Raw genomic sequence first — 14,277 nt, forward strand, 5'->3', positions numbered from 1 at the left:
AACGTCTACTGGCCGCAGGCAAATCCAAACTCACAGCGCTCGGTGCCCTCATGCGCCACATCATCGTCATCGCAAATGCAAGGCTCAAAGAGTACGAAAACAATCAATCAAGACTGACTTGATGAGGGAAGTTGAGTTTGCCACTCGCGCCCTTACCTCTACCCTTGTGGGAGAGGAAGAAAAATCATCACCTTAGCTTGCTAAGTGATAGATTTTTCAGGTGAGGGGTTCTGCCCTGCCTCTACCTTTGATGACGGCGGCGGTTCGTAACCGGGCCGCAATGGTTATTAGACTCTCCGCAGAATAGGGCGTATTATCGCCCATCGTCAGCAACCGAACACGTAGGCGCTGACGACTGAGGGTTGATCTGTGCTCTAGCCTACCGGACCGGAGAGAGGCACATGACCATCCCCTCCATTGAAAATCCAGTAGTCCAGTTTCACCTACGCCCCTTCCTCACCAAGAGGGTGGCGCTCTATACATCGTCCATGGAAATGCGTCAGCGCATAGTTGAAAAGACAATTTTCAAGGCGACGAGCGATCCCTCCATCTTGCAGGATGATCCCATCGACATAGCGCTCGCACGGTTACTGCACGAGACCGCCGTTGTGGAGCTAAAAATAAGCAAAAGCATGTTCCAGCCAGGTCCAATTGGACATCAGCTTTGGCAACGGGAGGGGTAGCAGTGCAAAATAACCCTGTACGCCACGCCGCGCAGGTGGAGGCCGGTGAACTTGAACTGCTAATCGACCTTTTTCTTGTGTGGTGCGAAAAAAACGACCGAAACGCGGAAGAATTGCTGCCACATTGCAGTTTGATTTTGCAGCGCTATCGCAACGGCGAAGATACGGCAGACAAGTTGTTCGCTGATTTGTGAGGAACGGATTGCGATAACAAAAGGCCGCCTTGGATCACTCCAGGCGGCTTTGTTTATTTGCGATCAGATGATGATGGGGTGGCTCGTTCAAGCACGACAATACGCTGACTTATGAGTCGACAGCCTATTTAGTTCTGGCTAAAATAATCCTTTAGCAGCGAATAATGGAGGAGCATCATGGACCCTTCGTCGCGCAAGGATAGTCGTTTTGAAGTGCGACAGGCTCTTTACGATAGAGCATCCCTATATACGTCAAATAGGTGGAAGAAGCGAAAGATTGCCGACCGAACTTTGGAGGCGGCCGCACTTGATCCGGCGCTCTTCGTTCAACCTGATATCGAAACCGCTTTATTCGAACGCCTGCATGAAATCGCCAAAGACGAATTGCGAACAGAGAACTAAACCATTCGATTTATCAGTGGCTAATCCTACGTGACGCGGCTTGCGAGGGATAGCAACGGCAATGCAATGCCGCCTTGGATTAATCCAGGCGGCGTTGTTCTGTCATGCGGGTTGCGCCGCCCATCCTCGTGGGGGATGGGGTGTCGAGTTGGGGGAGAGTTTCCTGCCTACAGGCTTTCGGCAAAATTGTGTGGACCCGGTGCACGAGGCGAGGTTGTCCTCAGCACTCTGCTACGCACGTCGCCCCAACGTTTCGTCGTGGCGGCCTGGGAGCGGGCCCTTATCGCTTCTAGCCTGATGTTGGCTTGAAGCAAGCGGACGCCAGTTTAGACTCAGTGTCCCTTGGTCGCCTCATCCTTCTTGGCCTGATCGCGGTGCCACTTGATGGCATAAAACATGCCGATGCCGAGCACTATGATCTTGAACGGGAAGAAGATGTAAGGAAACAATTCTACCCAAGAACCGTCAGACATTTCGAGTACTTCCATTCTGTTGCTTGGAATTGTCTATCCGCAAGGATAGCGCCCACTCGAAATGCGCCTCCGAAGCCTTCGTTGCAAGATATAAGGAGCGGTCTTTTTGACGCACCCCTCGCATGCCGCGCGCCAAACGCCGGTAACTCTGCACGATGGGGGTGGAGGGTTGATTGTGCCGGGGCGGTTCTGTCTGTGTCATCGACTGCCTAAGTCTGAATATCTGTCGCTGCCTCAATCTCCTCGAAAATACGAATCCAGCTGCGTGCGCCCCGGCGCAGGCGCTCGCTGTCATAGTGTTCGTCAGGGGCATGGATGGCATCGCTTGGCAAGATGAAGCCGATGACCACGCATTCTGTCTGCAGTGCCTTGCCGAGCTGTTCAACCAGCGGGATGGCACCACCTGTTCCGCGCAAGATGGCCGGGCTTTGCCATTCCTTTTCAAGGCCGCGGGCCGCCGCTTTTAGGTAGGGGCTGTCTTGCGACAGCACCACCGCCGAACTGCCACCGTCACCCTCGAACTCAACGCAGCAACCTCTCGGTATCAACCGTTCGACATGGCTGCGGAATTGCCGGCGGATTGCCTCTGGCGATTGTCCGGCCACCAGCCGAAACGACAGCCGCGCAGTGGCCGATCCCGGCAGGACGGACCGTTCACCCGGCCCCTGATTACCGCCGGTAATGCCGTTGATATCGACAGTTGGACGGCCCCACATTGCTTCAATCGGCGAGTAACCTTCCTCGGTGATACCACCGGTCAGATCGACATCGGCAAACAGTTCCGGTTGCCGGGAAAGGTCCTGCCACTGTTGGCGTATGGTGTCCGGAATATCGTGAACCCCATCATAAAAACCATGGATGGTCACACGGCCCTTGTCGTCATGCAGGCCTGCCAGAATGCTGCTCAGCACCCTTATCGGGTTGGCGGCAACCGCGCCGTAATGTCCCGAATGCAGATCCGCATTGGGCGCAAGGATCGTGACACGTTCATGCACCAGCCCTTTGAGCTGGGTGGTGATGGCCGGCTGGGTGGCGGTCCACATCTCGGCATCACAAATGAAGGCGACATCACAGGCCAGTTCATGCCTGTGTGCCTCAATGAAGGCCGGCAAGCTGGCAGATCCGCACTCTTCCTCGCCCTCCAGCAGCACGATAACCTCTGCAGGAAATTCGCCATGCACGCTTTTCCACGCCCGCAACGCCTCGATGAACGTCCACAACTGGCTCTTGCTGTCGGATGTGCCGCGTCCGTAAAACCTGTGGACGCCATCTTCCTCAATGATTTCAGGCGCAAAGGGCGGGTGTTTCCACGCGCCTTCGTCACCCACTGGCTGAACGTCATAATGCCCGTAAAATAGCAGACGCGGTTTTTTGCCGGCTGAAAGGGTTTCGGTTGAAGCCGTAAGGGAGCGGGCAAGAACGACCGGGTGCCCCTTGGTCGTGATAATATCGGCCGCAAGTCCCATCGACGACAGCTCATGTTTCAGCCATTCGGCTGCCCGTTCAATCCCTTGTCTGCCGGAAGGGTCGCTGGATATCGACGGGATCGAAACCAGTTCAAGCAATTTGCTGAGCGTGATGTCAAAACTGTCGTCGATATCGCGCAGCACGTCTTCTGTTTTTGGCACGTTTTGTCCTTCCAGCAGTGTTGAAATATCGCGGCCAAAATCAGCCGTGACGGGCCGTTTTCACGGACGTCTCGCTTGTTGTGCCGCTGCACTTTGCGTCAAGGAAAGCCAGCAGGCGGCTCACGTCCTCCCAGAGTTCGCCTTCATCTTCCAGGCCGATGCTGAGGCGCAATATGATGTCGGGACCGCTCCAGTCGGTCGCACTGCGAAAGCCGGTGATGGACATGGGTGCGGCAAGGCTGCGTGTGCCGCCCCAGGATGCGCCAATGGCAAACACCTGCAACGCGTCAAGCGACGCCGCGACATGGGCCGATGCCTCCGGTGTGAAAACGATGCTGAAAACACCGCTTGAGCCGAGAAAATCCCGCTTCCACACCGCGTGATCGGCGAAGGTTTCCAGTGCAGGATGAAGAACCTGCGTCACCAGAGGATGGCCTTCAATCCTGCGGGCAAAATCAAGCGCAACCCGCTCTGAATGGCGCAGGCGCACGCCAAGCGTCTCAAAGCCACGCAGCACAAGTGATGCATCATCAGGCGAGACACCGATGCCCATTCTGCCGATCAGCGAGCGGATCGGTTTGATCAGGCTGTCATCCCGCACGGTGATGGAGCCCATCAGCACATCGGAATGGCCGGACACGAACTTGGTCAGCGCCTCGGTAACGATATCGGCGCCATGCGCCAGCGGTTTGAAATTGAGCGGTGTCGCCCAGGTGTTGTCGACACCGACCAATGCACCATGCTCATGGGCGATGGCCGCGATGCGTGGCAGGTCCAGAATTTCCATCGTTGTCGAACCGGGGCTTTCGCACCAGACAATCCTGGTGGTTGGCCGCATTCTGGAGGCGACATCATCTGGCGAACGGGGATCGAAGAATTCGACCTCGACACCGAGGCGGCGTAAATCGGTTTCTGCGAGATCACGCATCGGCGGGTAGGCGGTATCGGCTATCAGAATGTGATCACCGGCCGCCAGAAACGGCAGAACCGCCAGTGCATTGGCCGCCTGGCCCGAAGGCGTCAGAAATGTCCAGGCACCTTCCTCAAGGCTCGTCAGCTTGGCTTCCAGTGTCCGGGTGGTTGGCGTGCCATAAAGGCCGTAGGAATAGCCCTCGTGGCCGCGTTCGCCGCGCGATGCATAGGCTGCGGCGTCCTTGAAGACGATCGTCGAGGCGCGATGAGTGCCAATACCGAGCGGCGTAAAACCTTCCGTTGGTACTGCGGGCGTAAGGACGCATTGGGTGAGATCGTTCATGGCAAGGCCTTTCGGAACAAATGCTGTGCGTTTGCGGAAATCAATTCCGAAACGGGCAAATCTGCGCTACTGCTATTCGTAAAAGTTATTGATTGTTGGTGGAGCTGCTGGTGAACCTGAGACAGGTGGAAGTCTTTCGCGTGGTGATGACCAATGGCACGACGGCGCGCGCTGCCGAGGTGCTTCACGTTTCCCAGCCCGCCATCAGCAAGATGATCCAGGAACTGGAGCGTTCGCTTGGTTTTGATCTTTTCAAGCGGATCAAGGGGCGCTTGCAACCGACCCAGGAGGGACAGTTGTTTTTCCGGGAGGTCGAGCAGGCCTTTGTCGGATTGACCCATCTTCGCGGGGCGGCCGCCCGCATCCGAGACTACGGATCCGGAGAAATCCGCATTGCCTGTCTGTCGGCGCTGTCGACCAATGTCCTGCCGCGCGCGCTTCACGCCTTCATGTTGGCCAATCCGAATGTTGCCGTCACATTCCAGGCGCGCATGTCGTCCAACGTGCGCGATCTGGTGGCATCTGGCCAATTCGACCTTGGCATTGTTGCCGACGAGATTGACCGCACCGGTGTGGAGGTTGAGGAATTCGCCCAGTTCCGGGTGGCCGTCGCACTGCCCAAGGGACATGCGCTTGAAGCCCTTGAGGTGATCCGCCCGGTCGATCTTGCCGGCCAGGCCTTTGTTGCACTGGCGCCCGAAGACACCACCCGGCGTGAGGCGGAAATCGCCTTTGCACAGGCGGGCATTACTGTCCGCACCGTGATGGAAACGCCGTATTCGACGACGATCTGCGCCATGGTGGCCGCGGGCATCGGCGTCGGCCTGGTCAACCCGCTTACGGCCGAACCTTACGAAGGCCACGGATTGACCCTTCGACCTTTCGAACCGGCACTCCATTTCAGAACGCTGCTGATCACGCCGCCCAATCGTCTGCCGTCCACAATTCTGGAGGACTTCATCCGGGTGCTGCGCGACGCGATTTGAGTACTTTGGCCTGGTCATGAACATCGCGGCCTCACAGCACCTTGGAGAGAAAGGCGGCTGTGCGCGGGTTTTGCGGGCTGGTGAGCATGGTGCGCGGATGTCCTTCCTCGACGATTTGCCCCTGATCCATGAACACGAGATGGTTTCCCACTTCCCGGGCAAAACCGATTTCATGCGTGACGACCACCATGGTGATGCCGCTGCGTGCCAGATCCTTGATGACATCGAGAACCTCGCCGACCAGTTCCGGGTCTAGTGCGGAGGTCGGCTCATCGAACAGCATCACCTCAGGCTCCATCGCCAGTGCGCGCGCGATTGCCACCCGCTGTTGCTGTCCACCGGAAAGCTGCGTGGGATAACGGCTGCCAAACCCATCCAGCCCGACACGTCTCAGCAGATCATCGGCCTTTTTCCCGGCCTGCTCTCGTGACCAGCCCTTGACGTGGCGCGGCCCCTCCATGACGTTTTCGCGGGCGGTCATGTGCGGAAACAGGTGAAAACGCTGGAAAACCATGCCCGTCAGGCGGCGTTGTGCGGCGATCTGCGCCGGTGCGAGCGGGTGAAAACGCTCGTTGCGTTCGGTAAAACCCTGCAACTCACCTTTGACAAACACCCGGCCGGCCGAAATGCTCTCCAGCTGGTTGATGCATCGCAGCAGCGTTGATTTTCCCGAACCGGACGGACCTATGGCAACGCAAACTTCGCCACGCCGCACGCGCATGTCCACACCCTTCAGCGCATGGACGGGACCATAGAATTTGTGGATGTTCTGCATTTCAACGCAGAACTCTGAAACATGTGCGTTCATGGTCTACTCCGCCCGTGTCGGGTGAACGGAAACGCCTTTACCGAAATGGCGTTCGAGGAAATGCTGGCCAACCATCAGCAGGCTGGTGATGGCGAGATACCAGGTGCCGGCAACCAGCAGCAGCGGGATTGGCAGGTAAAGCCGGTTCGAGATGGCATTGGTCGCAAAGGTCAGGTCGAGCGTAAACGGCACGGCAAGCACCAGCGATGTCATTTTCAGCATGCCAATGGTCTCGTTGCCCGTCGGCGGTATAATCACCCGCATCGCCTGCGGCATGAGAATGCGCCACCAGATTTTCGCAGGTTTCATGCCCAGTGCCTGCGCCGCTTCAGCCTGTCCACGATCAAGCGAGTTGAAACCGGCCCGGAAGATTTCCGTGAGATAGGCGGACTCGTTGAAGCCAAGACCCAGAATGGCCGCCATGGCCGGCGTGACAATGTATTTGGTTTCGACGCTGATGACCTCCGGGCCAAAAGGTATCGCAAGGCTGAGATTGGGAAACAGAACCGCAAACAAACCCCAGAACAGCAGCTGCGTATAAATCGGCGTTCCCCGGAAAAACCACACCCAGCCATAGGCAATGCCGCGCAAAACGGGATTGTCACTATCGCGCATGATTACCAGCAGCGCAGCCATAACGATCGCAACGGTCATTGCGACCACGGTCAAAATCAGCGTCCAGCCGACCCCCCGTATGACCTGTGGGGAAAACAGGTGGGTGGCGTAAACATCCCAGTGGAAATTGGGATTGACCGAAACGGCCTGCGCGATTTGCAGCGAAACAACAGCCAGGATTGCAATGGCAAGCCAGCGGCCGGGATGGCGACGCGGCACGACGATGTTGCGCGTGACGGTCGCCTTTGCGAGGGGAACCGGCGTAAAGCCGGTTCCGATATTATCGACATCTGTGGCCATCGGTTCAGATCTTCACTTCGGGATTGACGCGCGCCTGGTCAACGATCACCGAACCCACACCCCAGGTGTCGAGCAGTGCCTTGTAAGTGCCATCGGCGATCAGAGAGTTGATGGTGTCGGCGATCAACTGCGTCAGCGCCATATCGGATTTGGCAACCGCAATGCCGTTTGGACCATGCTTGCTTAACGCACCGCCAGCCGGCTTCATGGTTTCAAACGCACCGTTGGACTGCTTTGCCGCGTAACCGATACCTGCCTCGCCGGACACGGTGGCATCTGCACCGCCAGCCGCAACGCGGGTCAGCGCTTCCGGCTGTTTGGAAAACGGCAGAATGTCGATTTCGGCCTTGCCCGCGGATTTGCACAGTTCGTTTTCAGCAATCACTGCCTTTTCATGGTAGCTGCCAGACTGAATGGCGATCTTGCGTCCGCACAGGTCAGCGGGATCGAACTTGGCCGGGTTGCCGGCTTTTACCGCCCACATGCTGCCCGTATCCGCATAGCTGACGAAATTGACGGCTTTCATGCGTTCATTGGTGACGGAAAATGCCGAAACACCAATGTCAAACTTGCTGCCAAGGGCCGGCAGGATGGCTTCAAAAGCCGATGTCTGGAAATCGATCTTGACGCCGAGCTTCCTGCCAATCGCATTGGCAATATCGACATCGATACCCTCAGGGGTCTGGCCATCCTTTTCACTCAGAAACTCCCAGGGCGCATAGGCCGTATCGGAGCCGATCGTCAGGACACCGCTCGCCTTGATTTTTTCCGGCAATCGGGCGGCCAGACTGTCTTCAACCTTGATGGAGGATGTGTCGAAACTCTGCGCAAGGCTCTGGCCGCTGAGTGATAGAACAGCGAGCGCGGCAAACACCGGCAGATGAGTAAGTGTCTTGTTCATTTTGTTCCCCATGTTGTTTTGCGACGGATTGAGTGACGCTTGGGAGGATCACCATCATCATCCGACAATGACACTATGGGACCGGCAAAACAGTCCGTCCAATAATAAGATCGGGCCACTCTATTCGCTGAGGTTATTGCTTGCGCGACCGCGCGCCGCGCTGACCGACGCCGGTGCCATGCCCGCAGCGAGCGCAGAGGAGAGGGAGGTTGGGGCGGCACTCGGCACCTTTCCTCTACCCCTGTGGGAGAGGAAGAAAAATCATCACCTTAGCTTGCTAAGTGATAGATTTTTCAGGTGAGGGGTTCGTGTGCTTGCTCACCGTCAGCGCTTTGACACCCGAAACCCCACCCAAGCCCATGATAATGTTGAAGTGGCGCAGCCTGCTGCCCATAAACCTTGCACTCAACACAAACCAACGCAGCACCGACGCTTGCTGCTTTCTGTCTCTCTTCAGTCTTTGAAGGAAAGAGTGCAGCACTTATTCATTTTCAATCCTCTAGCAAGAAAATAGCAGCATTGCTGCGACACCAAACCACCCGCAATCTGCTGCCCAAAAGTGTTGTGATTAATGTTGCGATTTGTGTTGCTGAAGTGTTGACGGTGATGTTGCGGAGTGTATAAATGCCGCATCAGAACAAGGGCGGTCACCTATGTGAAACGCCTCTAACGGTGCCAGTATTTCACCTTAAAAACCTTGTTCGTGCCTAGTGTCACGGAATGAGACAAACCGCACTTGACCGGCCGTAACAGCCAGCGGTTTTGCGCGTCCGTCGTGTTGCTATTGTTGTTGTGTTTGTGTTGCGTTCAGTGGAGGGCCGTCACATATCAGGCATTTTGCAGAACCTTTCCGGCCTTGCCCTTGCGGCCGCGCTGATGGCCTTCGCCGCCGTACAATTTAACGCGCAGGTCATGCGTGAAGACAGGATAAATCAGGAGATTGGCCCATGGCATCGCTCAATATCGCACCAATAACCGCGCTTCTCGACTTTGATGAGCTGAACATTGCCATCCATGGCCGTATGGACAGCGGCATTCTGATTTCCGGCCGCGCCGAGCTGGAAGGTGATGCGGACGATTTTTACGTCACGGCAGTGTTTCTGGAGGATGGCAGCTGCTTAAGCCACGATTCCAGTGACGAAACGCCCTTCGAGACGGAGCTTTTCAAGCGCATCGTCAATGTCATCCATAACGACAAGACGGTGATTGGCCGTTACGCGGCCATCGAATGGGCCGATGCGGTGGAGCAGCACAAACAGCTAGTTTAACCCGTGGCGGGCCGGGCACGGACGAAGGCCCAAGCAATTCCAGAGAAAGTGGGAACCGGTTTCTCGTCCGGACATTGCGCCAAAAAAGAGGGATTAGAGCGTTCCGACCCAAATCCTTTTACCGAACGCTCCACATTGTTTCTCGTCATGCGGGTAAATTTCACCGGCGCCTAAAACCTTAGATCACCCTCAAACCGCTGAAAACCATCATCAATTGCAAAATGGCGACGGCGAATAGGAATTAATTCACATTTCTTTATCCCCGGCGCAGTGCGAAGCCCTATCATGCCTGCCATGAGTTACAGAAGGAAGTTGTAGATGTATTGCGCAAATCAACGGCCAGCCGCAGCAGACTTCACCCGCCAGCCAAAACCTGAGCGTAAGGCGCCAGTGCAGGCTGGTGCGGGGGCGGCTGGCCGTTCTGCGGGCCTCAGCCTTGGTGGGTGTATTGAAACAATCGCCCCCAACCGGCCATTCCGGCTGACCGGCCCCTTTGCCAAAATGCTGTTTACAACCCGGCCGCATGCCGGCGCGGAATACACACGTTACATGCTGGCGGTGGAAGACTGGTGCCACGCTGAAACCGGCGAACATCACCAGGCAAACGCAGATAGTGAGCCGGCTTACCAAATGCGCCGTGCTGCATTGCTGGCAAGCCGTATCGGGCAGGTGGGTTGATCATGACACAGCACACCAACCACCCTGACAACACCGAAAACCCGCCTCGAATCCATGAAATTGCCGATGACACCACCTGGAGACGTCTAGCACATATGACAGAGCAAACCGCTGAAACCGCTGATATCAAGCCCGCGCAACAGCCCGGTACTACGCCGGCGGTGATGCCTGCGGATGATCAGGCGCTGCTTGCCTTGCAGGCAGAACTGCATGAGGCCGCAAAGGTTGCTGACCAGCGTTTCCGCGATATGCCCGAGGATATGGCGCTAGAAGATGAGCTGGCGGAAATCGACGCCATCATGCAACTGGGCGATGCGCTGGCAGAACGCATGTTTGCGCTAACCCCCACCACATCATCCGGCATTGATGCGCGGGTGCGGGCCGAGGCGTGGCACAGCGGCGATTACATCACCACCTATCTGCGTCCATACCAATAAGCCTGTCTTTCGGCAGGGTCGGCAAGATGTGTGCAACAATTTGGACAATGCGCAGTGAGAACGTGGATTTCAGTTCTTACCGCCCAACAAATCACAACGTCACTGTTGCCAGGGCTTGCAACTGACTTCAGGTTCGTCACATCCGATAACCTGTGTTATTCCGCGTTCACCAGAGCTTCCCGCTGGTAAATGAAGCGCATAACGTTGGCGATGGCGGGTGCCGGTTGCATCAGTACCGCTAATGTCGGCGGAACATTCTACTGCGACTTTGCAGCTGTTACGAACCGCCACTTTGCAAACTGGCCTGTTGTATTCATCAAGTCCTTGTTGCTTTTTGTGAGAAACACATGAAGCAATTTTCGTACTGTTACCAACCGCCGGGGCGTTAGATTTGGCCGTGGCACTGCCAGCGGAACCGCTTGCCTTCCGCTGCATCAGCGCGCGCCATTCTTCGTGCAAGGTGCTGTTTATAATCATTTGCCGCGCGAATTCAGCTTGGTTCCGCGGGGGATTCGAAGCCGCATCAAGCGCTCGATCTGCAGCAATCATTTTTTGATGTAAAGCGTGTATCTCTGGGTCCATCGACCAGTCTTCTTTGTACCATGAAGGCTCAAACGCGAAGGAGACTCCGGCAGATAGCGTTGCACAACAAATGAATCCGAATACGACACACGACAAAAGATAAGTGCTCCAGCGTGCCTTCGTGGCTGCGCTTGTTTGGGCGGTGTAATCTGCGCTTCTCTTGCCAGTGGATCGCAAAGAAATATCTCCAGTTTAGCAACATACGAGCAGCCTATATGACCATAACAGACGGGAAATCCCCCGTTTGGGTGATGCTGACAGCGGCGGATTTTATTAGCGTGCTGCAAAGGGTTTTCGGGGGCCACTGTGTTGCGCAAAATATCGATATCATTGCTGTGTTTTGCGCTGTCGCAATGCCTCAGCCTGGTGCTGTTTCCGCCCAGTGCCCGCGCCGATGTGCGCTGCATGACCATGCAGGGCGACAGCTGGGTCAATGGTTGCAATAACGACATTCATTTTACCCATACGGATTGTGAAGGCGGTGTCGCCCGACTGAAGATCAAAGTGGGTGAAAAGCCGCGCTACAGCCCATATCTCGCCCGCCAGAACCATCAGAAAGACTGCACCGTCACCATTCTCAGCGAATGTGTGCCTGGCGATATCGAGCGCGGCATCTGCAAACTCGAACTGACCAACCCCTATCTGGAGTAAGCCCATGCCTTTGATACCTGCGTCATCTATGTCGTCCGTGTTGTGCCGTGCTGTCCTCAGTGCCGGCCTGTTATTGTCACCGGTCACTGCGGCGCTGGCGCAGCAATCCCGCATCATCTCGGGCGATTGGGTGGCCGGTTGCGTTGAAAAATTCCGCGATGGCGCGCCGGTGGTCTATTGCGACCGGTTTGGCGGTTTTGTCACCAACACCTATCCGCCGGGCTGTGATGGCAACGCCGCATTCTACTGCTCGGGAATGGACCTGTGCACGCTGGCGACCTATGTGGCCGTCATCGACACGGATGATTATTACCGCCTGCAAAGCGAGATAGAGGATTGTGACGGGCCGGTCATGCAGCCGCTGCAGGGATGAGGGCGGTTGGGGCACCCATTGCGACACATCTCTAACGTTTTGATGACGTGAAACAGCGCGGCTGGCGCCTTACCTCTACCCTTGTGGGAGAGGACAGAAAATCACGGTCTTAGCGTCAGCTAAGTCGTAGATTTTCTTGGTGAGGGGTTATGTGCTTGCTCATCGTCAGTTGTTTTACACCAACAGCCTCAACAAACTCTCCTCATGCCTCGTGCTTGTCACAGGCATCCAGCCGTCACGCGTCTGCGTGACGAAAAGAATCTTTCCATTCCCAAGTCTGGGAATGACTAGATTCCCGCAACAAGCGCGGGAATGAGGGAGGTCGAGGCTACCCACCCCAAAGACAGGGTGTGCCGCATGTCCAACGCACCACCTACACCGTTGAAACCCCGTTAAGATTTGCCTTTTAGTCTGTGCCGCATCCATGACGCACGGATCAAAAACGGGGGGCAACAATGCTGACAAGACGATCGCTGCTCAGACAGGGTTTGGCCTCCGGCATGGTATTGTCCCTGCCGTCCATCTCCCGCGCCGCCGTGCCGCAAACCGATGTGACCTTCCTTGTGGTCAATGACATCCATGCCTGCCAGATTGGCGATAGCCTCAGCCCCGGTTGCGCGGCGCAAGGCAAGACCGATGAAAATCTTCTGCGCCATATTCGTGGCCTCAACGGCATAGACCAACACAACTGGCCGAAGGACATTTTGGGCAAACCAAGCGGTTTAGTCTCTGCGGGCCAGCCGATCGCCGCACCGCGCGGCGTCATTGTCTGCGGCGATGCCACCGATGATGGCGGCGGCCAGATGCCGGATCTTGGCGAGGGCACGCAACTGCTGCAATTTTCCAAACGTTACCGCCAGGGCGACGGGCCGGATCGCATTCGTTACCCGGTGTATGTTGGGCTGGGCAATCACGACCTCGATCAGGACGACCGCCCGCCGCAAATCGACTGGTACCGCGATGAGTTGCGCGACTATGTGCGCATGAACCACAAGCCGAGCATCTTTGCGACTCCAGACGTTCCCGCCGATAATTACGATTCCGCCTCCAACAATTATTCCTGGAACTGGGGTGGTCTGCATCTGGTGCAGGCCCAGCGTTACGGTGGAGATACCGACAAGGGCACGGCCAGCAGCCTTGCATGGTTGAAACATGACCTCGCCACCTATGCCGCAGACGGCCGGCCGGTGGTGCTGTTCCAGCATTATGGCTGGGACCCGTTTTCGCTTGAACATTGGGACCCGGTAAAAAGCACCTTCACGCCGGATGGTTCCGGCCCGCCGCACTGGTGGGGTGAAGAACAGCGTCAGGCGCTGCTGGATACGCTGGCCGGTTACAATGTCATCGGCATTTTCCACGGCCACGAGCATGATACGCCCATGGTCTATAAGGTCGGCGCTTATGATGTGTTCAAGGCCAAGGCCGCATTCATGGGCGGTTTTTGCCTGGTGCGCGTTACCAATACCCGTATGGACGTGGCCATCGGGCAGGTTGCCGGCAATGGCGATACCCTGTCGTTTGACGTCGGGTTTTCAAAGGTGTTGGGTTAGGGGACATGCGATTTCACCCCTCACTTGCGATTTCTAACACTTAAGGGCTTTACGCGCCTTAAGATGTTGAAATCGCTTTCTCTCCCACAAGGGTAGAGATGGGTGGATGCCGCGCCACTTGGCACCCCTACCTCTACCCTTGTTGGAGAGGAAGAAAAATCATGGTCTTAGCTTGCTAAGTCATAGATTTTTCAGGTGAGGGGTTGTTACCCTGCAACGCTTATTGCGTTACACCAGCAGCCCCAACAAACTCTCCTCATACCTGTGCTTGTCACAGGTATCCAGTCGACGCGCGTCTGCGTGACGAAAAGAGTCTCTTCATCCCAAGGACTTGGGATGACTGGACTCCTGTAACGAGTACAGGAGTTGTCTGTCCGATTTATGCTTTAATGCTTGAGAAGTTGGATGCTCCCCGAGGTGGCCACCCCGAGGAGCATGCGGTCGTGCGCCCGAACGGGAGTTGGTCTCATCGACCGTCCTCATAATGGGCCGC

16 protein-coding genes are annotated in these 14,277 nt (G+C 56.4%); 9 read left to right on the forward strand and 7 right to left on the reverse strand.

Features of this window, described 5'->3' with window-relative positions; all coding sequences use genetic code 11:
- Positions 1-401: 401 nt before the first annotated feature.
- Both HGO37_RS26160 and HGO37_RS26165 read left to right on the forward strand, forming a co-directional pair.
- Positions 402-683 (forward strand): hypothetical protein, encoded by a 282-nt coding sequence (locus HGO37_RS26160; protein ID WP_250985940.1) that lies wholly within the window; start codon positions 402-404, stop codon positions 681-683.
- Between the two features lie 371 nt (positions 684-1,054).
- Entirely contained in the window at positions 1,055-1,279 is a 225-nt protein-coding gene (locus HGO37_RS26165) for a hypothetical protein (RefSeq protein ID WP_250985941.1), read from the forward strand.
- A 332-nt stretch (positions 1,280-1,611) separates the two neighbouring features.
- On the opposite strand, the gene HGO37_RS26170 is transcribed toward HGO37_RS26165, so the two are convergent.
- The 3 genes from HGO37_RS26170 to HGO37_RS26180 all read right to left on the reverse strand — a co-directional run bounded on the left by HGO37_RS26170 (position 1,612) and on the right by HGO37_RS26180 (position 4,635).
- Positions 1,612-1,752 carry a hypothetical protein gene (locus HGO37_RS26170; RefSeq protein ID WP_192491646.1) on the reverse strand — a complete coding sequence of 47 codons (141 nt, stop codon included), beginning with the start codon at positions 1,750-1,752 and terminating at the stop codon, positions 1,612-1,614.
- Positions 1,753-1,961: 209 nt separating this feature from the next.
- Complete coding sequence (locus tag HGO37_RS26175; RefSeq protein WP_250985942.1) at positions 1,962-3,380, reverse strand: M20/M25/M40 family metallo-hydrolase; 1,419 nt, start codon at positions 3,378-3,380, stop codon at positions 1,962-1,964.
- Between the two features lie 40 nt (positions 3,381-3,420).
- Positions 3,421-4,635 (reverse strand): trans-sulfuration enzyme family protein, encoded by a 1,215-nt coding sequence (locus tag HGO37_RS26180; RefSeq protein ID WP_250985943.1) that lies wholly within the window; start codon positions 4,633-4,635, stop codon positions 3,421-3,423.
- A gap of 110 nt (positions 4,636-4,745) precedes the next feature.
- On the opposite strand from HGO37_RS26180, the gene HGO37_RS26185 reads away from it, so the two are divergent.
- A complete protein-coding gene (locus HGO37_RS26185) occupies positions 4,746-5,621 on the forward strand; it encodes a LysR substrate-binding domain-containing protein (RefSeq protein ID WP_250985944.1) in 876 nt (291 codons plus the stop codon).
- A gap of 31 nt (positions 5,622-5,652) precedes the next feature.
- On the opposite strand, the gene HGO37_RS26190 is transcribed toward HGO37_RS26185, so the two are convergent.
- From HGO37_RS26190 to HGO37_RS26200, 3 genes are read right to left on the reverse strand one after another with little or no spacing between them, the layout of a single operon-like run.
- Positions 5,653-6,429, reverse strand: a complete 777-nt coding sequence (locus HGO37_RS26190) for an amino acid ABC transporter ATP-binding protein (RefSeq protein WP_250985945.1) — start codon at positions 6,427-6,429, stop codon at positions 5,653-5,655.
- A gap of 3 nt (positions 6,430-6,432) precedes the next feature.
- The gene (locus HGO37_RS26195; RefSeq protein ID WP_250985946.1) at positions 6,433-7,344 is read right to left on the reverse strand and encodes an amino acid ABC transporter permease; all 912 of its coding nucleotides are present in this window, start codon (positions 7,342-7,344) and stop codon (positions 6,433-6,435) included.
- 4 nt (positions 7,345-7,348) lie between these two features.
- Positions 7,349-8,245, reverse strand: a complete 897-nt coding sequence (locus HGO37_RS26200) for an ABC transporter substrate-binding protein (RefSeq protein WP_250985947.1) — start codon at positions 8,243-8,245, stop codon at positions 7,349-7,351.
- 947 nt (positions 8,246-9,192) lie between these two features.
- Here HGO37_RS26200 and HGO37_RS26205 point away from each other — a divergent pair.
- The 3 genes from HGO37_RS26205 (at position 9,193) to HGO37_RS26215 (ending at position 10,628) form a co-directional block, all read left to right on the forward strand.
- Entirely contained in the window at positions 9,193-9,513 is a 321-nt protein-coding gene (locus tag HGO37_RS26205; RefSeq protein WP_250985948.1) for a hypothetical protein, read from the forward strand.
- A 318-nt stretch (positions 9,514-9,831) separates the two neighbouring features.
- Positions 9,832-10,191, forward strand: a complete 360-nt coding sequence (locus HGO37_RS26210) for a hypothetical protein (protein ID WP_250985949.1) — start codon at positions 9,832-9,834, stop codon at positions 10,189-10,191.
- A 2-nt stretch (positions 10,192-10,193) separates the two neighbouring features.
- Positions 10,194-10,628 (forward strand): hypothetical protein, encoded by a 435-nt coding sequence (locus HGO37_RS26215; RefSeq protein WP_250985950.1) that lies wholly within the window; start codon positions 10,194-10,196, stop codon positions 10,626-10,628.
- 99 nt (positions 10,629-10,727) lie between these two features.
- Here HGO37_RS26215 and HGO37_RS26220 read toward each other — a convergent pair whose 3' ends face one another.
- Positions 10,728-11,210 (reverse strand): hypothetical protein, encoded by a 483-nt coding sequence (locus tag HGO37_RS26220; protein ID WP_192491636.1) that lies wholly within the window; start codon positions 11,208-11,210, stop codon positions 10,728-10,730.
- Between the two features lie 306 nt (positions 11,211-11,516).
- On the opposite strand from HGO37_RS26220, the gene HGO37_RS26225 reads away from it, so the two are divergent.
- The 3 genes from HGO37_RS26225 to HGO37_RS26235 all read left to right on the forward strand — a co-directional run bounded on the left by HGO37_RS26225 (position 11,517) and on the right by HGO37_RS26235 (position 13,784).
- Positions 11,517-11,861, forward strand: coding sequence for a hypothetical protein (locus tag HGO37_RS26225; protein ID WP_250985951.1), 345 nt, complete (start codon positions 11,517-11,519; stop codon positions 11,859-11,861).
- Between the two features lie 4 nt (positions 11,862-11,865).
- Positions 11,866-12,234, forward strand: a complete 369-nt coding sequence (locus HGO37_RS26230) for a hypothetical protein (RefSeq protein ID WP_250985952.1) — start codon at positions 11,866-11,868, stop codon at positions 12,232-12,234.
- A gap of 455 nt (positions 12,235-12,689) precedes the next feature.
- On the forward strand, positions 12,690-13,784 hold the full coding sequence (locus tag HGO37_RS26235; RefSeq protein ID WP_250985953.1) for a metallophosphoesterase: 1,095 nt from the start codon (positions 12,690-12,692) through the stop codon (positions 13,782-13,784).
- Positions 13,785-14,277: the final 493 nt, after the last annotated feature.

Source organism: Rhizobium sp. CG4 (genome assembly GCF_023701965.1).
GTDB lineage: Bacteria > Pseudomonadota > Alphaproteobacteria > Rhizobiales > Rhizobiaceae > Agrobacterium.